This is a genomic window from Saprospiraceae bacterium, assembly GCA_016709995.1.
Lineage (GTDB): Bacteria > Bacteroidota > Bacteroidia > Chitinophagales > Saprospiraceae > JADJLQ01.
In genome coordinates, this window is sequence record JADJLQ010000001.1 from 321,684 (window position 1) to 340,497 (window position 18,814).

9 protein-coding genes and 1 pseudogene are annotated in these 18,814 nt (G+C 41.7%); 7 read left to right on the forward strand and 3 right to left on the reverse strand.

Annotated elements, in window-relative coordinates:
• Window positions 1-73: 73 nt before the first annotated feature.
• Window positions 74-2,919: pseudogene (gene uvrA, locus IPJ09_01415) on the reverse strand (excinuclease ABC subunit UvrA).
• A gap of 284 nt (window positions 2,920-3,203) precedes the next feature.
• Between uvrA and IPJ09_01420 the strand changes: the two are divergent.
• The gene (locus IPJ09_01420) at window positions 3,204-3,785 is read left to right on the forward strand and encodes a sigma-70 family RNA polymerase sigma factor (GenBank protein MBK7370110.1); all 582 of its coding nucleotides are present in this window, start codon (window positions 3,204-3,206) and stop codon (window positions 3,783-3,785) included.
• A gap of 3 nt (window positions 3,786-3,788) precedes the next feature.
• Here IPJ09_01420 and IPJ09_01425 read toward each other — a convergent pair whose 3' ends face one another.
• A complete protein-coding gene (locus IPJ09_01425) occupies window positions 3,789-4,136 on the reverse strand; it encodes a 4Fe-4S dicluster domain-containing protein (protein ID MBK7370111.1) in 348 nt (115 codons plus the stop codon).
• A 110-nt stretch (window positions 4,137-4,246) separates the two neighbouring features.
• Here IPJ09_01425 and IPJ09_01430 point away from each other — a divergent pair, with 110 nt between their 5' ends.
• Window positions 4,247-4,909 (forward strand): TetR/AcrR family transcriptional regulator, encoded by a 663-nt coding sequence (locus IPJ09_01430; protein ID MBK7370112.1) that lies wholly within the window; start codon window positions 4,247-4,249, stop codon window positions 4,907-4,909.
• A gap of 172 nt (window positions 4,910-5,081) precedes the next feature.
• Here the strand turns inward: IPJ09_01430 and IPJ09_01435 are convergent, their stop codons facing one another.
• Entirely contained in the window at window positions 5,082-6,911 is a 1,830-nt protein-coding gene (locus tag IPJ09_01435; GenBank protein MBK7370113.1) for an acyl-CoA dehydrogenase family protein, read from the reverse strand.
• Between the two features lie 237 nt (window positions 6,912-7,148).
• Here IPJ09_01435 and IPJ09_01440 point away from each other — a divergent pair, with 237 nt between their 5' ends.
• From IPJ09_01440 to IPJ09_01460, 5 genes are all read left to right on the forward strand, one after another.
• Window positions 7,149-10,322, forward strand: coding sequence for a glycosyl hydrolase (locus IPJ09_01440; protein ID MBK7370114.1), 3,174 nt, complete (start codon window positions 7,149-7,151; stop codon window positions 10,320-10,322).
• A gap of 16 nt (window positions 10,323-10,338) precedes the next feature.
• The gene (locus IPJ09_01445) at window positions 10,339-11,631 is read left to right on the forward strand and encodes a hypothetical protein (GenBank protein ID MBK7370115.1); all 1,293 of its coding nucleotides are present in this window, start codon (window positions 10,339-10,341) and stop codon (window positions 11,629-11,631) included.
• 109 nt (window positions 11,632-11,740) lie between these two features.
• Window positions 11,741-14,974 (forward strand): DUF1553 domain-containing protein, encoded by a 3,234-nt coding sequence (locus IPJ09_01450; protein MBK7370116.1) that lies wholly within the window; start codon window positions 11,741-11,743, stop codon window positions 14,972-14,974.
• 4 nt (window positions 14,975-14,978) lie between these two features.
• The gene (locus tag IPJ09_01455) at window positions 14,979-16,415 is read left to right on the forward strand and encodes a DUF1501 domain-containing protein (protein MBK7370117.1); all 1,437 of its coding nucleotides are present in this window, start codon (window positions 14,979-14,981) and stop codon (window positions 16,413-16,415) included.
• 31 nt (window positions 16,416-16,446) lie between these two features.
• Window positions 16,447-18,804 carry a DUF4838 domain-containing protein gene (locus IPJ09_01460; GenBank protein ID MBK7370118.1) on the forward strand — a complete coding sequence of 786 codons (2,358 nt, stop codon included), beginning with the start codon at window positions 16,447-16,449 and terminating at the stop codon, window positions 18,802-18,804.
• Window positions 18,805-18,814 lie beyond the last annotated feature (10 nt).

Sequence of the window (18,814 nt, forward strand, 5' to 3'; positions counted from 1 at the left end):
TGGAGTTTTAAAAAGGATTGCTTTTTGAAATTGTATTGAACCATGTGCTCTTACAAAATGCGTAAGCGAAAAATTAAAGTTTTTCTTTCAGATATTTTCCAGTTTGGGATGTTTTCACTTTGGCCAAATCTTCGGGAGTCCCTGCAAATACCAGATGCCCTCCATCTTTGCCACCTCCCGGCCCGAGATCGATCACCCAATCAGCACATTTAATTACATCCATATTATGTTCGATCAATATGACAGAGTGTCCATTCTCTACAAGTGCATTAAATGAATCCAATAGTTTCCTGATGTCATGAAAATGCAGTCCGGTAGTAGGCTCATCAAAAATAAATAGGATCGACTCGTGTCCGGCCTCTTTGGTGAGATAACTGGCCAGTTTGACCCGCTGCGCCTCCCCCCCGGATAAAGTGCTGGAAGGTTGACCTAGTTTTACATAACCCAGCCCTACATCAAACAAGGGTTTTAATTTATTGTATACATCAAGTTGGTCTTTAAAAAAGATCAATGCACTTTCCACACTCATGTCCAGGATATCAAACATGGATTTTTCTTTGTATTTGACCTCCAGGATTTCTGATTTAAACCTTTTCCTTTACAATCTTCACACAATAGTTTTACATCTGCCAGAAATTGCATTTCCACGGTGATTTCGCCTTCGCCCTGACAGGTTTCACATCTACCTCCTTCGACATTAAAAGAGAAATGTCCCGGTCCAAATCCTCTGACTTTGGCTAGATGTTGATTGGCAAATAATTTCCTGATAGAGTCATAAGCCTTGACATAGGTGACCGGGTTGGATCGGGATGATTTGCCGATTGGATTCTGATTGATCATCTCCACCATTTTGATCCTTTTGAGATCACCGGTGAGGGATTCCATACCTAAAAGATGGGGCTCGAGTCCATCCGACAGATATTGATCTAACGCAGGGTAGAGCAAGTGTTTTAAAAGACTGGTTTTTCCTGACCCGGAGACCCCGGTGATGACGGTGATCGTATTGAGAGGGAATTTTACTTCCAGATTTTGAAGATTGTGTAAGTGGGCCCCTTTCAGGATGATTTTATCAGTCCACTTTCTTCTCCAGATAGGTACTTCGATTTTTTTGGTGCCTTGCAGATATTCTGCTGTGAGTCCTTTGGTAGTAGGCTTCATAAAATCGATGTAACTGCCTGCAAAGACTACTTTGCCACCATGAATTCCAGCTTCAGGGCCGATATCAATGATTTGATCTGCTTGACGGATGATTTCTTCTTCATGCTCGACCACCACGACCGTATTGCCCAGATCTCTGAGTTCTTTGAGCACCTGGATCAGTTTGTTAGAATCTACCGGATGCAGCCCTACACTGGGTTCGTCCAGGATATAAAGTGAATTGGTTAGATTGCTGCCTAGCGTCCGTGTGAGATTGATACGCTGGGTCTCGCCACCACTCAGAGTAGAAGCCAGCCGTTCTAAAGTGAGGTGAGTCAAGCCCAGTTTACACATCACATCCAATCTTTGGGTGATCTCTCGTTTGATGCGATTGGCTATGACTTCATCTTGCTTGGAAAATTTCAGCTTATTTATTTTTTCTAATAGCTCATCGATAGGCAGATGAATCAACTCAGGTAGGGTGGTATCGCTGATTTTGACATAAGATGCTTCTTTGCGCAGTCTGCCTCCGTCGCATTCCGGACAAGTAGTGCGTCCTCTGAATCTGGCTAGCATGACCCTGTTTTGAATCTTATAAGTCTTTTCTTCGAGCTCTTTAAAATAAGCGTCAATCCCATAGAAATAATCATTGCCCGTCCAAAGCACCTTATATTGTTCTTTGGTTAGTTTGTTGATCGGTTTGTGGATGGGAAAATCAAATTGGGCAGATTTATTGATGATCTCTTGAAGCCATAGATTTCCTTTTTCGCCATTCCAACAGGCGATGGCTCCCTCATAGATGGATTTTGATTTATCCGGAATGACTTTGTCCGGATCTATGCCCATCACTCTGCCATAACCCTCACACCTGGGACAGGCTCCAAATGGATTGTTATAATTGAATAAATGTGGCGTTGGTTCTAAAAAGATGATACCATCCGCTTCGAATCGATTGTTAAAATCAAATTGCTTTTTCAGATCGGGGTTGTATAATATAGCATTGCCTTCGCCTTCTGCAAAAGCGGTCGATATTGAATCAGCTATTCGATTCAGGAGTTCTTCATCTTCAGCATCCAGTACAAACCGATCGATCAATATAGATATGTCTGCGCCTTTTAACTTCGAGAGTTTGTCTTTTAATGGCCATCCCTTGGCGCTCAATACTTCCTCTATTTGGTAGAGTTCATCTTTCCTTTTGATTCGACTATAACCTTTCTGGAGCAGAAAATTGAGCTCCTGGGTAAGTGTACGATCATCATATTTCGTTGGTAAGGGTATCAATAAATACAACCTGGTGCCACTCTTCATTTTTTTGACATGATCGACCACATCTTTTACTTCATGTCTTTTGACGATTTCTCCTGAAACAGGGCTGTAGGTTTTTCCAATCCTGGCATACAACAATCTTAAAAAATCAAATATTTCTGTCATTGACCCTACCGTGGATCGGGCATTGCTGGTGCTTACTTTCTGTTCGATGGCGATGGCCGGGCAGATGCCTTTAATATAGTCGACATCCGGCTTTTTCATGCGCATGAGAAACTGACGGGCATAGGAAGAGAGACTTTCGACATATCTACGCTGACCTTCCGCGTATAAGGTATCCATTATGAGGGACGACTTGCCTGATCCTGAAACCCCGGTGACCAGGATCATTTTTCGCTTAGGAATCCAGACATCAATATTCTGTAAATTATTGGACCGTGCTCCTTTAATGAATATAGATCGTCTTGTATCTTGTTGTTCTGAGATTGAAATAGATGGTGCCAAAGAGGTAAGCATACTTTAAAGATCCAAAGATACATAGGATGCAGGATTGAAGATCCCTATCAGGAGTATTTGGTCAATAAGATTCACTTTTAAGACTCTTCTCTAACAATCCAGTATAAATTATTATAATATAATGTTAAAAAGCATGTATTGGAGTAATATTTATAGACACAATGTTTGGTAATTTCAATTTTGGTGTATATTTGGCCTTATTAAATAATTAAACTTTTCTCGCCTATCGACTCATAACTTCTACACTATAATTTAATTTACGAACCAAAAAAAAATTTATAGTTATGCAAGTTATGCTGCTCTCTGATCAGGATTTAATCCTAAATTATTTAAATGGTGATGAACGTGCTTTTGAAACTCTATTGACGAGGCACAAAACCAAAATCTACACTTCTATTTATCTGTTTACGCGTGACTCCGAAGTTGCCGAAGATATTTTTCAGGAAGTCTTCATCAAAATCATTGATACATTGCGCAAAGGCAAGTACAACCATGAAGGTAAGTTTCTCCAATGGGCCATGAGGATAGCATATAATATGTGTGTAGATCAGTTTCGAAAATCTAAACGCAATGCCCAGGTCTCGATGGGAGAGAACTTTGATGTTTTCACAGTGATCCCAACTGGTGATGACAATATGGAGCAGTTTCTGATCAAGGATCAGGGAACCCGCAGGATCCAGTCTTTGGTTGACCAGTTGCCGGCAGAACAGCGAGAGGTCGTTATTCTCAGGCATTACGCAGACATGAGTTTTAAAGAAATATCCCTGCTCACCAGGGTGAGTATCAATACTGCGCTAGGTCGCATGCGATACGCCTTGATCAATCTTCGTCGTATGATGGAGGAAAAGGTAGAAGTAACTTACTAATAGTTACAAGTGCAGCCTGGCCTTCCTGGCAAGTAAAACTTCTTTTGATTCTACCCGATCATCGTCGGGTATACAACAATCCACAGGACATACTGCTGCACACTGAGGTTCCTCGTGAAAGCCTACACATTCTGTACATTTATCAGGGACTATGTAATAATAATCGGGTTCTACTGGTTTGTTTTTGGCTCCTGCATCCACGATGGTGCCATCTTCCAGTGTGTAAGTGCCTGTCACTGTATTGCCATCATTGATAGCCCACTCGATACCGCCTTCATATATTGCATTATTTGGACACTCTGGTTCGCAGGCTCCACAGTTAATGCATTCATTCGTTATTCTTATTGCCATAAATTTTTCATCCTTAAAACAAGGTCAACACTCTATAAGTTCACTACAAAGATATGATTTATAAAGAGAGGACCATTGGGTAGCTAGTACTTATTTAGTAATTTGGCGCCATGGGGAAGAGGGACCTAAAAGAGGTAATTATACTTAATGCCGCCGAAAAAATATTTGAGGAGGTAGGCTTTGTCAATGCGAAAATGGACGATATCGCCCGAGAAGCAAGTATGAGCAAAGGGAGTATTTATTTTTACTTTCAAAGCAAAGAGAATCTCTACATGGCCATCACTTACCGCGGCATGCAAAAACTGAATGATTTCATGTATACCAGCCTGGCCAATCATAAAGACGATAATGGGTCCAAATGTGTCATCGGCTTGCTGGAGACTTATATAGATTTTGCGGAGGATTTCCCTTTATATATTGAGTGCCTGTTGGACTTTATGGCGATTAACCGTGCCTCTTCTTCGGGGCAGGACGCTGCCAAAATGACTGAAGCTATGAAATCAAGTATCTATTATCAAAAGATCTCGGATATTCAGAATGTGCCTATATCTTTGGCTATCAAGGAAATAGAAAAAGGTAAACGAGATGGTAGTGTGCTAAATCCTAATAAGCCTGAATTGCTTTTTATCACCGCCTGGTCTACAATAGTCGGTTATCTCAAATTGACCACTGCTTCAGGAAAACACCGATCTACTTTGCACACCATCAACAAATTAGAATGGAAAAAATACGTGCTGCAACTCATGAGAAATCAGCTTGAGAGCAGAGTTTGATCCGGTCTTGTGCTGAATCTACTTTAGTCAGTCTATCAGAATAAAATCGTCCAGCTCTACACTTTCAAAATCATTTACTTTTTCTTCGACCCAAAGCATCAGCCAATGATCTGCAGCTGGTTCTATATGGGTGTTTTCGTCTAGTGAATATTCGTTCATGGTGATATAATTTTTATATAATTTGAATGGGATATTGATTGGCTGTGAGCATAAAATCTGCTATAAATCTTCTATATTCTTTAACATTGACCAGAGGATATTTAGTAAATCTTTTAACCCCCATAGCAAGTGTTTTGAGTAAATCTCCTTCGCAAAAACTGGACAAAGCGTCCAATGCATTTTTGGTCATTCTTGCATTCATATCATGGAATACAATTTTGACCACAGACATTTGGAGGTCTTTGAGCTCTGGTTTTATGCCTAATTGATCTTGTTTTTCAATTCGCAACAGCAGTGATTCTGCATTGAGCATATCGATGAGCATATCACTGCAATTGGTCAGGATCTCTTGCTCCTCCTGCAACTGAAGCTTGCCATCCATCTGTGATTTGACAGCAGCACCTGCCACCAACAACGCGAGTTTTTTGTATTCTTTAAGTGAATTTTTCTCTTCGCCCAAAGGGCCAGATGGCCTTTCCATAGATGGCATGCTGGTAAGTTCTTTCTGTACAGCCCAGGCTGCATCGGTCAGGTTGATATGGCCTTTCATGGCTCTTTTGATGAGCATATCAAAGATCAATAATCGATTGATTTCATTGGTGCCTTCATAGATCCTATTGATCCGGGCATCCCGGTAGGCGCTGGCGACACGATTTTCTTCGGAGAATCCGATACCACCATGTATTTGAACCGCTTCATCAACTACATAGTCCAATACTTCAGAAGCATTGACCTTGAGTACGGAACATTCGATCGCATATTCTTCAGCGGCAATAAGCTTTGCTTCAGAAGGTGATTTTCCTTCTCCGATCAAAGATTCTATTTTCTCCTGCATCATATTGGACACCCGATACATCGTAGACTCTGCCATATAGGTTCGAATGAACTGTTCGGCGAGCTTATATTTTATGGCACCAAATTCTCCTATCTTTTTGCCAAATTGCACTCGTTCGTTAGCATATTGTACACTTTTCGTGATCAGAGATTTTGCTCCACCGATACAGAAAGCACCTAATTTAAATCGACCGATGTTGAGGGCATTGAAGGCTATTTTATGTCCCTTGCCTACCTCACCTAACAGAGCTGATCTGGGGATCACAACATTTTCGAAAAATACCTGGCGGGTAGAGGATCCTTTAATTCCCATTTTTTTCTCTTCTTCCCCGAGCGTGAGTCCTTTGAGTCCGGCATCTACCAAAAAACAAGAAAATCCTCCTTTCCCATCAGGCCATTCGGACCCGTGCACTTGAGCAAATACAATAAATAAATCAGCCCAACCTGCATTAGAGATCCACATTTTCTGACCATTGAGACTGAAATGTTGTCCATCAGCACTTAAATCAGCCCGGGTCTTGGCAGCTAGCGCATCCGATCCTGATCCTGGTTCGGTAAGGCAATAACTGGCTATCTTTTCGCCAGTGATTAATGCTGGTAAATAATGACTTCTTTGTGCTTCTGTGCCAAAATAAAGGATTGGAAGCATGCCAATACCCGTGTGTGCAGCAAAAGTTGTGGAGAAAGAACCCATGGGGCCTAAAATATCAGTTACTAACGTATTGGTATTGGTGTCTAAATCACTGCCTCCATATATTTCAGGCATATGAATTCCGAGAAAGCCTAACTCCCCAATTTTGATCATAAGGCTTTTTGAAAGGCCTTCTTCTTGTACTTCAATTCGGGCTGCGACAGGATTAATTTCATTCTCTAAAAAATCCTGAGCAGCTTTGGCGACCATGAGTGATTCCTCTCCAAATTGTTCAGGGATAAAAGTCTGACCATATTCGGCATCTTTTACTAGAAATTCTCCACCTTTTAAGGGTATAGATTGAACATCAGTTTGCATACATTAAAGGTTTTTGCTATTTGACTCAAAGTTAAGTAATTTGTATTTGCCAATCAATACTGTTTGCGTTAAATTAACAATTCTTTCATTTTTACCTTCAATTTTGCTTGTCTGGGAGCTTCTAATTATTGACTAACAGTCAGAAAAATTTAAAAAATGGCTATCTGTATTAAATTTATATGAAGAATGGAGATTCTCTTCAAATCTTTCTTAAATTGACCTGAAAATCAAATCTGTATGAAAAGACTTGTGATATCTGTTGGCATCATGTTGATGTTGAGCTCCATCATTTTTGCTCAAAAGAAAAAAGCAACAGTGGCTAAAACTTCGATAGTGACTAATCCTGTTATTACTACCCCAAAAATCAATGACAAGGATTTTAACGCACTCACCTGGCGCAATATTGGACCTTATAGAGGAGGCAGGTCGACTGCCATTTGTGGGGTGCCTGATCAAATCTATACCTTTTATATGGGCTCTACCGGAGGTGGGGTTTGGAAAACTATCGATGGAGGCAATAAATGGAACAATATATCTGATGGATATTTTAATACCGGCTCAGTGGGAGCTATCCAGGTAGCCTGGTCAGATCCCAATGTTGTAGTGGTAGGTATGGGTGAAGCTCCGGTACGAGGGGTCATGACATCGCATGGTGATGGGGTCTATAAATCTACCGATGCTGGCGTGACATGGAATCATATAGGATTAAAAAATGTACGACAAATCTCCAAAATCCGTATCCATCCTGAAGATCCCAATATTATGTATGTGGGTGCCCAGGGCAGTCCTTATCAACCTACCGCTGACCGGGGGGTATTCAGAACAAAAGATGGTGGCAAAACCTGGGAAAAAGTCCTCTTTGTAGATGAAAATAGCGGAGTTAGTGATTTGAGCATGGATATGAAAAATCCAAGGGTCCTCTATGCAGCATTCTGGGATCACCAGCGACTACCCTGGTACGTACGCAGTGGGGGAAAAGGGAGTAGTATTTGGAAATCAACCGATGGGGGAGATACCTGGAAAAAACTGAGCAATGGATTACCTACCGCTCTTATGGGTAAAATCGGAATTTCAGTATCTATGGCCAACCCCCAAAGAGTTTATGCTATAATAGAATCTGATGAGGGCGGGTTATTCCGATCTGAAGATGGTGGCAATACTTTTGCATTGATCAATGGCGATAGGATGCTGAGGGCGAGAGCCTGGTATTATATGCATGTATTCGCTGATCCTCAGAATGCAGATCGGGTCGTCGTCTTGAATGCACCTTATATGGAATCGACCGATGGAGGGCGCACGTTTAAAAATGTACAGGTACCTCATGGGGATAATCATGACCTGTGGATCAATCCAAATAATAATATGATCATGGCCAACTCCAATGATGGTGGGGCAAATGTCACTTATAATGGCGGATTAAACTGGAGCGATCAAGACAATCAGCCAACTGCCCAGTTTTACAGGGTGATCGCTGACAACAGATTCCCCTATTGGGTGTATGGAGGCCAGCAAGACAATAGCGCAGTCGCAGTCATGAGCAGAACCTCCGGCCCAGGTATTTCGGGCAAAGATTTTATCAATATATCCGGATGTGAAAGTGCTTGGCCGGCATTCGATCCTAATAATCCCAGGTATATCTATTCCGGGTGTTACCAGGGTATAATTGAAGAGTTTGATTGGGAGACTCGGGAATCCAAGGATGTCATGGCATACTCTTTCCTTGGTCTTGGAGCCAATGCAGGGGATAATAAATATCGATTTAATTGGAATGCCCCTATCCTGGTCTCTAAGTTTAATCCCAATGTGATATATCATGGAGGCAATAAAGTGCTCAAGTCCGAAAACAGAGGCATCAACTGGGTAGAATTAAGTGGTGATCTTACAAGAAATGAAATATCCAAACAAGGCAAAGGGGGAGGTCCGATAACGAATGAATCAGCTGGGGGTGAAAATTATAATACACTCGCTTGTATGACCGAGTCAGGATCAGATGCCAATGTACTATGGACAGGGTCTGATTGTGGATTGGTGCATATGACCAGAGACGGGGGCAAGACATGGATCAATGTCACTCCTGCTGATATGAAGGAAGGGCTGGTCAATAGTATTGAAGTATCTCCTCATGATCCGGCCAAAGCCTATGTGGCCTTTAGCCGATATAAGTTTAATGATTTTACACCTCATATTTATGTAACGACAGATTATGGTAAATCCTGGACTCAAAAAGTCAAAGGATTGGAGCCAGAGGCGCATGTGAAGGTAGTGAGAGAAGACCCAGTTAGAAAAGATTTGCTGTATGCAGGTACTGAGACAGGATTTTATATTTCTTTCAATGGTGGTGATGATTGGCAGAAGTTCCAACTAAATCTGCCGATCGTACCGATCACAGATTTGATGGTTCATCAAGGTGATTTATTGGCTTCAACTCAAGGCAGGGCATTTTGGATACTGGATGATTTAAAACCTTTACAAGATTATAAGCCTGAGGATAAATCAAAAAAATTGATCGTTTATCAACCGGAGATTCCGATCCGGTTTGGCAGTGACGGTGGCGGCCCGGCAAGGGGGGCGGTCATATTGGGGACGAATCCTCCATCTGGTGCGGTGATTTACTATTCGCTCAATATCTCAGATACCTCAGAACATGTATCTGTAGAGATCAGTGACATAAATGGAAAGGTTATCCGAACCTTTGGCTCACAAGAAAAATTAGCCGCAAAAAAAGCAACCAGGGATACTAATCTCAATAAAATAGTCTGGGATTTTCGCACAGAGCCACAATCATTGCCGGACGGATTGATGGTGTTAGGAGGCAACAATAGTTATCGGGTAGCTCCTGGCACCTACCAGGTCAAAGTAACTTATGGGAAAGAATCAGAAACCAAACAATTTGAGTTAAAAAATGATCCCAGGCGAAGTACTACCGCTGAACAATTTGCTGATCAACAGAATATTTTAAATGAATTGAAAACCTCGATCGACGATATCTATGATCAGGTCAAAAGGATGAGATATATTAAGGAGCAAGTCAATGCTTATACTAAAAGAGGTGATGGTGATCAAAAAGAGATCAAAGAAAAAGCAGCATCAATCACTAAGCTTATCGATAGCCTCGAAAACAAAATGGTCCAGTCAAAATCAAAGACTTTTCAGGATGTTGTGAATTTTGAAAATCAACTGGATGCCAAGCTCAAGCATGTGATGGATCTTATCGACGAAGCTGCCCCTCCGATCACTCAGGGACAGAAATCCAGGTCCATGGATCTGATCAAAGAATGGGTAGATACCAAACAGTCAGTAAACAAATTGATCCAGGACGATGTCAAATCATTAAATGAGTTGATCGAGAAAAATAAAGTCCCTTTCATTTCTACCGAGCGAAAAGTGGAGAAACCTGTGAGTAAAAGTTGATGGATTTAAAAACACCATGGTCGCAGGAGAGGAGTTTATTATAAATTTTACCGAAGATTTAGCTTTCATCTCGGATACAAAATCGCTGGCAATATCTCAGCTAAACCTGCCTGCTTTTGCCCGTAAGTTTTATGCTGAGGCTCATTGGCTTTGCAGAATAATATCGTACAATGCAAGAGAAAAAAAAATTTTTGCAGAAATAGTCGAATACCATCTGGGTCATGAACCATTCTTGCCAGATCAGGAAAATATCGAAGATGATTATCAGGTAGAGAAAATAACTTTCAGGTCGATAGATACCAATAAATTATTGATCACATTGGGAGGGGTCACCAGAATGGAAGCATATATTTCCAATCCGCAGCCACAGGACGAAGCTTACCAAATGTTTACTTTTGAGGCTTTGAGGGAGACTGAACCATTGATTGAAACGGTGGCAGGCCCATTGCCTTATGAAAAGATCCTTCCGACTCCAAAAATTAAAATTATAAATAGTGAAATTAAAGTAGCCTGGAAAGACCTCCGTTTTGATTTTGGATTTTGTACCGTGGAACATAAAATGAAACAGTTGAATAATCAGGTAGAGCTGAGGATGTACAATCAATGTTTAAGACCTGAATTTGACGCTATTAAAAATTATTTTTCCAAAAAATTAAACAGTAAGAAGATCAATGTAAAACTTCAGCTAAAATGCGATCAAGCAAACGTGATCGAATCAAGAGCTACCAGTAAAGAAATAGATTTGATCAATCCTTCGATCATTGAGTCGATTAAATTTGAAATGTTAAAAGAATTGCCGAAGAAAAAATATATGGAACCCATCGACAAGTCATTGTTTACCATGGACCAATATTTTGAATCTCTCAAGGATGAATCCTCAGGACTTGGAGCGTTCTATGATAAAGAGTCCATGTTGCTGGATGATATATTGTCCATAACCTCCACCAAACATTACAAGAATCTTCGGTATCTGTCTGATCTTCATGCACATCAGATTATGAAGCTTCGCTTTATTTTGAAACCTTTTTCATTTGTTTTTTTGATCGAAGGAGTCCGAGCATATCATATCATATGGGAGACGCTCAATACAGAAGAGGCCACTTATGTCTGGCATACAGAAAAGAATTTGCCCCACTTAAAAGGCATGTTGCAGCATGTCGAAGCGATTATACAGACCATCCAGGTACAGGGAAAACTCAGTTATATCCAATCTGGGGAATCAAATTATAAAAGAATATTTCATGATTATTCGAAATTGGTAGACGGCTTTGTAAAATGGAAGGGTGACCTTGAAAATATATTATATTAAGAAATATCCAGTATTAGAAATTTTAAAATTATGCACGAGCGAAATGAAAAGCGCTGTTAGATTTTAAAGCTGATTGTTTTTCAATTGCTTAAATTCGGAACATTGAATGATGAAGTGTCTTAAATCAGGATGGGTGCTGGTGTTTATGATCCAGGGAGTGGTTTTAATGGGCCAGGACATAACTAAGCTCTTGCCAACGGGGGTGCTCCAGGAATATAATGCACTTATAACCAAACTGGATTACAATAAAACGATCAAGCCGATTCTTTCTGACAAATGTTTTGCCTGCCATGGCAATGATGCTAATAAAAGACAAGCTGAGCTGAGACTGGACAAAGCAGCCAATGCCTATGGGGCGCTGCCGATATCTCCTGACAAAGTAGCCATCAAACCGTTTGACATAAATCAAAGTGAACTTGTTAGAAGGATATTGACGGCCAACCCTGACCAGCTGATGCCTGAACCAAAATCTAATCTCACCCTCACTCCCAGGGAGAAAGCCTTGCTGATCAAATGGATCGAACAAGGAGCGGAGTATCAACCACACTGGGCTTTTCTCGCCCCTGTGAAAAACGATCCTCCTGCCATAAAAGATATGAATTGGCCGCTCAATGCAATAGATCATTTTATCGGTCAGAAGTTAGAAATGGAGGGTTTGGTTCACAATGCTCCGGCCAGCAAAGAGATCATTTTGCGCAGATTGTCATTAGATCTCACCGGACTGCCACCCAGCCTGGAAGACCTTGCCCAATTTAAAAAGGATACCAGCTTTTTTGCTTATGAAAAACAAGTGGATAGATTATTGCAGTCGCCTCACTACGGAGAAAGAATGGCTGTGGATTGGCTTGACCTTGCCAGATATGCAGATTCACATGGGTATACGGTCGATCGACTGAGAGATATGACTCCTTACAGGGATTGGGTCATCCAGGCTTACAATGATAATCTGCCATATGATCAGTTTATTCAACAACAATTGGCGGGGGATCTGATGCCTCACCCAACCAAACAAATGATCATCGCTACAGCCTTTAATCGCAATCATCCTCAAAATATGGAGGGAGGTATCGTGGAAGAAGAGTTCCAGACTGAATATGTGATCGATCGCACTAATACCACGAGCGAAGTATTTATGGGATTGTCTTTTGGATGTGCCCGGTGTCATGATCATAAATTTGATCCCATATCACAAAAGAATTATTATGAGCTATTTTCTTTTTTTAATAATGTCAAAGAGTCAGGACAGATCGCCTGGAATGATGCCTTGCCTACGCCGACGCTTTTACTTCCATCTGAAGAACAAGAAAAAATAATATCCTTTATCCAGAAATCTATTGACCGGCAGGAAGATGAAAAGGCAAATTATACATTGCAACCCAACAGTCGCTTTGATCAATGGGTGAAGGAGGAAAAATATCGTGATCTGGGTAAGATGAATGTGCCGCTGGATGGCTTGATAGGGCAGTTTGATTTTGAAGATTCACTTTGCAACGTTATCACTGCTGATCGCGAGGCCACCATTCTCCGCGAAAACGACACGATTGCTGAAATAGCTCGCCTGGTGACTGGAGACAATGGGTTGGCTTTGATGCTGGACGGAGATGCCTATTTATTTCTCAAAGGTGTTGGCATATTTGGCAAAGCGGATCCGTTTAGTATCAGTCTAGGGCTAAAGATTCCTACGGAATTTGAAGAAGGAGTCCTTTTGCATAAATGTATTGCAGAGCGACTTTATAATTTTAAAGGTTATCATCTATATTATAAAAATGGGCGAATCGAACTAAGTCTTGCCCATACCGCTCCATCCAATGCCATCACCAAATGCACCATCGATACGATCCCAAAAGACCAATGGATACAGCTGGTCATGACCTATGATGGCTCGTCCCGCGCAGCCGGTGCAAGATTGTATCTGGATGGTGCTGAACTGAAGATGAAGACTACCATGGACCAATTAACCAAAGACATCCTATTCCACCAAAAAGAAGAGCCACCGCTGCAAATTGGAGGCTGGTGGCGTGGCAAAGGATTTAAACAAGGTCAGGTAGATGATGTCATGATATATAACAGAACACTAACCGATTATGAAATCAAAATATTAAGCAAAAATGCAACCTGGAAATCTTTGACTGCAAAATCCAAAGATCAACTTACTCCTGCTGAGCTCACAGTACTTAAATCTTATTTTATGAGCGTGTTGGATACGGTGGCTTTGAAAAATGCTGCCGAACTAACTGCCTTGAGAAAAAAATTGGTAGACACGGTGGAGCACATACCGGAAATCATGGTGATGCAAGAATACAAAGTGCCTAAGCAGACTCGTATTTTGCATCGGGGTGATTACAGTGATCCGGGTGATCCTGTATATCCAAATGTCCCTGATGGAATATTGCCGTTTGACCAAAAATATCCTAAAAACCGATATGGCCTGGCACAATGGCTTACAGATGCTAATCATCCACTGACAGCCAGGGTGATGGTCAATAGAGCCTGGCAAAGTATTTTTGGTACGGGACTAGTAAAAACTTCTGAAGATTTTGGTTTTCAGGGAGAAGCACCCAGTCACCCGGAGTTATTAGACTGGTTGGCAGTCTGGTTTGTACAGTCAGATTGGGATTACAAAAAACTAATCAAAATGATCGTGATGTCATCAACGTATCGACAAGATTCCCGTCGAGCTGAAATGGCCGCATCCAAAGATCCTGAAAATCGATTTTTGTCATCTGGGCCGGCCAATCGGTTGACCGCAGAAATGTTGCGAGACAATGTACTTTTTGCCAGCGGTATGATCAACTGTGAAGTCGGGGGCAAAAGTATCAAGCCGTATCAGCCACCTGGGCTTTGGGAGATTAACAGTGCTAATTATATACCAGACTCTACCCAACTGGCCTACAAACGCAGTATGTATATTACCGCCAAAAGATCCGTACCTAATCCGACGATGTCTACTTTTGACAGTCCGGACAGAAGTCAATGCCTGTCACGCCGGCAAAAAACCAATACTCCCCTCCAAGCCTTGGTCTTGCTGAATGACCCTACTTACCTTGAAGCGGCTTTGGTACTAGGCGTGCAAATGTCCCAAAATGCAGATTCGGTAGCTGCAATAAAGGAAACTTATACAATGCTTACTGCCAGGGATCCATCTGAAACTGAACTCAAATTGTTAGTAGATTTCTATTTATTGGAATTCCAAAAATTTAAAAAGGACGCTACTAAGGCAGCCGGATGGTTGACTCCCGGGCTGTACAAGATAGACGCTGGTGCAGATACATTGAAAGTGGCTGCAAATGCTGTGCTCGCCAATATGATCATGAACTCTGACGCTACCATCACTAAAAGATGAGACCATGAAGCAAGTAGATATTATTGAATATTGGAGGCAAAATCAACTCAAATTAAACCGAAGAAATTTTTTGAGTCATTCGGCCTATGGATTAGGGGCTATGGCACTTCAATCACTGCTACCAGGGATTTCACCTGAATCCCAACTACCTGTTGTGGCCAAAGCAAAACGAATCGTATATCTTTTTATGGCTGGAGGCCCCTCTCAACTGGAGACCTTTGATTACAAACCAGGACTGCGCTCTATGATGGGACAAGACTTGCCGGACTCTGTAAGAAAAGGCCAGCGGCTGACCGGTATGAGTGCTAACCAAGCTTCGCTACCATTGATACCGTCTAAATTCAATTTTAATCAATACGGTCAATCTCAAACCTGGGTCAGCGAATTGATGCCGCATACGGCGAAAATCGTAGATGAATTATGTATCATCAAATCCATGTATACCGAAGCTATCAATCATGATCCGGCCATCACTTTTTTTCAGACAGGTCATCCATTGCCGGGTCGACCTTCGATAGGATCCTGGGTGAGTTATGGCTTAGGGTCTGAAAACGAAAACCTTCCGGGATTCATTGTATTGGTTTCTAAAAATGGGCCAAAAGATCAGCCATTGTATGCCAGACTTTGGGGTAATGGGTTTTTGCCATCACAACATCAGGGTGTGCAGTTTAGATCAGGCAATGATCCGGTTCTTTTTTTGAAAAATCCAACTGGGTATACTACTGATGACCGCAAAGAGATGATCGATCAGCTAGCACTCCTCAACCGGGAACAAAATAATTATTACCAGGATCCTGAAGTCGAAGCCAGAATCGCTCAATACGAAATGGCTTTTAGAATGCAAACTTCTGTGCCAGAGATCATGGATGTTTCAAAAGAACCCGAAGCAGTATTTGAACTGTATGGCAAGGACAGTAAAGATCCTGGTACCTATGCAGCTAATTGCCTTTTGGCCAGAAAACTACTTGAGAAAGATGTGAGATTTGTACAATTGTATCACCAGGGGTGGGATCATCACGGCCATCTGCCAGAGGGGATGGAAGCTCAATGCAAAGCAACAGATCAGGCCACTGCAGCGCTGATCACTGATCTAAAGCGGTTAGGCCTGTTAGAAGATACCCTGGTAGTCTGGGGTGGTGAGTTTGGCAGGACTGTCTATTCCCAGGGAAAAATATCCAATGGGCAATATGGCAGAGACCATCATCCAAGATGTTTTACGGCCTGGATGGCTGGTGGGGGAGTACAAGGAGGCATACAATATGGTCAAACAGATGATTTTAGTTATAATATCGTGAAGGACCCGGTCCATGTACACGATATACAAGCAACTATGCTCCATTTATTAGGCATAGACCATGAAAAACTAACCTTTAAATTTCAAGGAAGAAGGTATCGACTGACTGATGTAAGTGGCAAGGTGGTACAAGGAATTTTGGCTTAAAAAAAATGCAATTGGCTTAAATCTAAATTTTATGAAAAAGTTTTGTTCTCATTTTGGCATCTCTTATTTTCTGCTTTTTGGTACAATCATTTTGCTACTGGCTACTGCTCAGGATGTATATGCGCAAACCAAAAAAAAGAAATCGGGGGTGGTGGCTCCAATCCCTCCTAAAGAGCCGGAACCAACTTACCAGCTTCACTTGACCCATCAGGGTAATACCTTGTATAGATTAGTCCTCCCGGTCCATGCTACCAAAAATGAACTCTATGCTGCCGAAGTCTTACAAAAGTATATCCTACAAATTTCAGGGGCAGCGCTTCCCATCCTGCATTCTGATCAGGGGATAAGTCCTTATGAAATATTGATTGGACAGAATGAAAGACTGAATGAATTGGATAGAGTGATTGATTTGAATGGACTTAAGAAAGCAGGTTTTCACATCCTGACGGATCAGACCAGGCTTATTATAGCCGGAGGGCTTGATAAAGGATCTTTATATGGAGTGTATACTTTTTTGGAAAATTATCTTCAATGCAGACTCTATAGTCCCGGGGTAAAAATCATTCCAAAACAAACACAGATTGTCCTCCCTGCTATCGATGATCGGCAGGTGCCTGTGATTGATTTTCGTGATACGCATTACAAAGTAACCTGGGACAAAGAATACATCGATTGGCATAAATTGAATCACGACGAGCAGGGCGGAAGGTCAGCCTGGGGATCCTGGGTACATACGTTTAATGACTTATTGCCTCCAGATATTTATTATCAGGATCATCCGGAGTATTTTGCTGAAGTGAGGGGCAAAAGAATCCCTACACAACCCTGTCTTTCTAATCCTGCTGTATTGGAGATTGTAAATCAAAACCTTCGAAAAAAGATCGCTGAGAATCCGGGCGCACAGTATTGGTCAGTCAGTCAAAACGATAACAGGGATTATTGCACCTGTGACCAATGTAGAAAAATAGATGAATCTCAGGGGTCTCCTTCCGGATCCATCATTCGGTTCGTGAATGAAGTTGCTGCGCAGTTTCCGGACAAGCTGATATCTACACTGGCTTATGAATATGGCAGACATGCACCTAAGACGCTGATTCCAGCAGAGAATGTCAATATTATGCTGTGCAGTATAGAAGCACTTAGGCATAAGCCCATAGCAGAAGACAGTGCAAGCATGGACTTTGTCAAAGACCTGGAGGACTGGGGGAGGATAGCCAAAGACATCATCATATGGGATTATGTCATACAGTTTCCTAATTTACTTGCACCTTTTCCCAACCTTCATGTGCTCCAGCCAAACATTCAGTTATTTGTAAAAAATGGAGTCAATGCCATGTTTGAACAGGGCAATCGCGAAGTGGGAGGCGAGTTTGCTGAGCTGAGAGCTTATTTGATATCAAAATTATTGTGGGACCCCAATTTGTCTGTAGATTCACTGATGGAGGATTTCTTGTATGGATATTATGGGGCTGCAGGCTCATCTATCAAAAAATATATAGTAGAGATGGAGACAGCTTTAAGACAATCAGGTAAACCTCTTCGCATCTTTGGAAGTCCTATAGAAGCGGATCAAAGCTATCTCACGCCAGACTTGCTTAAGCGGTATAATATTTTATTTGATGAAGCAGAAATGGCTGTAAAGGATAGTGCATCTCTGTTGGAGCGGGTCCGGATATCCAGGCTACCCATCCAATTTGCGATAATGGAACAAGCCAAAAAGAACTGGACCGGCGAGCAAGGTCTTTTTGTCAAACAGGATAATCAATGGGAAGTAAGGACCTCGATTCGAGCTATGATCGACCCATTTACTGACTTATGTATTCGTCAGGGCGTGACCCGGGTCAAAGAATGGAGTACATCGCCGGAAGAATACCGGGCTTCGATGTACAGACTGTTTTCAAAAGGTATGAATGAACATTTAGCCTTTGGCAAACCTGTGATAATATTAAGTCCGGACTCAAACGCGATTACCCCCGCTCAAAAAATGATGCTTACAGACGGCATCAGAGGTGGTCATGACTATGCTTATAATTGGATGACGACTCAGGGAAAGGATCTTGAGGTCATCATCGACCTGGAAGAAGTCAAATTGGTACATCGCATTGAATCAGCTTATTTTCAATATGCATTTTGGTTGAGAATACTACCTGTGAGGGTGGAGTACGCTACTTCTGCAGATGGGTTGACCTATGTATCGGCCGGTTCAATAGAAAACACCTTACCTATAGATCAATATGGAGGACAGCAAAGAGATTTTATCTCGGAGTTTGATACACGAAAGGCAAGGTATATAAAAATCAAAGCAGTGTCACTTGGCAATACGCCCGGTTGGCATCCGGGAGCAGGCAGACCAGCCAATATGTCTATTGATGAAATCGTCGTAGAATGATGCTATGAAG

Coding starts and splice junctions, on each gene's coding strand:
- IPJ09_01420 (MBK7370110.1), top strand. CDS start 3,204: ATGCAAGTTATGCTGCTCTCTGATCAGGATTTAATCCTAAATTATTTA.
- IPJ09_01425 (MBK7370111.1), bottom strand. CDS start 4,136: ATGGCAATAAGAATAACGAATGAATGCATTAACTGTGGAGCCTGCGAA.
- IPJ09_01430 (MBK7370112.1), top strand. CDS start 4,247: ATGGGGAAGAGGGACCTAAAAGAGGTAATTATACTTAATGCCGCCGAA.
- IPJ09_01435 (MBK7370113.1), bottom strand. CDS start 6,911: ATGCAAACTGATGTTCAATCTATACCCTTAAAAGGTGGAGAATTTCTA.
- IPJ09_01440 (MBK7370114.1), top strand. CDS start 7,149: ATGAAAAGACTTGTGATATCTGTTGGCATCATGTTGATGTTGAGCTCC.
- IPJ09_01445 (MBK7370115.1), top strand. CDS start 10,339: ATGGTCGCAGGAGAGGAGTTTATTATAAATTTTACCGAAGATTTAGCT.
- IPJ09_01450 (MBK7370116.1), top strand. CDS start 11,741: ATGAAGTGTCTTAAATCAGGATGGGTGCTGGTGTTTATGATCCAGGGA.
- IPJ09_01455 (MBK7370117.1), top strand. CDS start 14,979: ATGAAGCAAGTAGATATTATTGAATATTGGAGGCAAAATCAACTCAAA.
- IPJ09_01460 (MBK7370118.1), top strand. CDS start 16,447: ATGAAAAAGTTTTGTTCTCATTTTGGCATCTCTTATTTTCTGCTTTTT.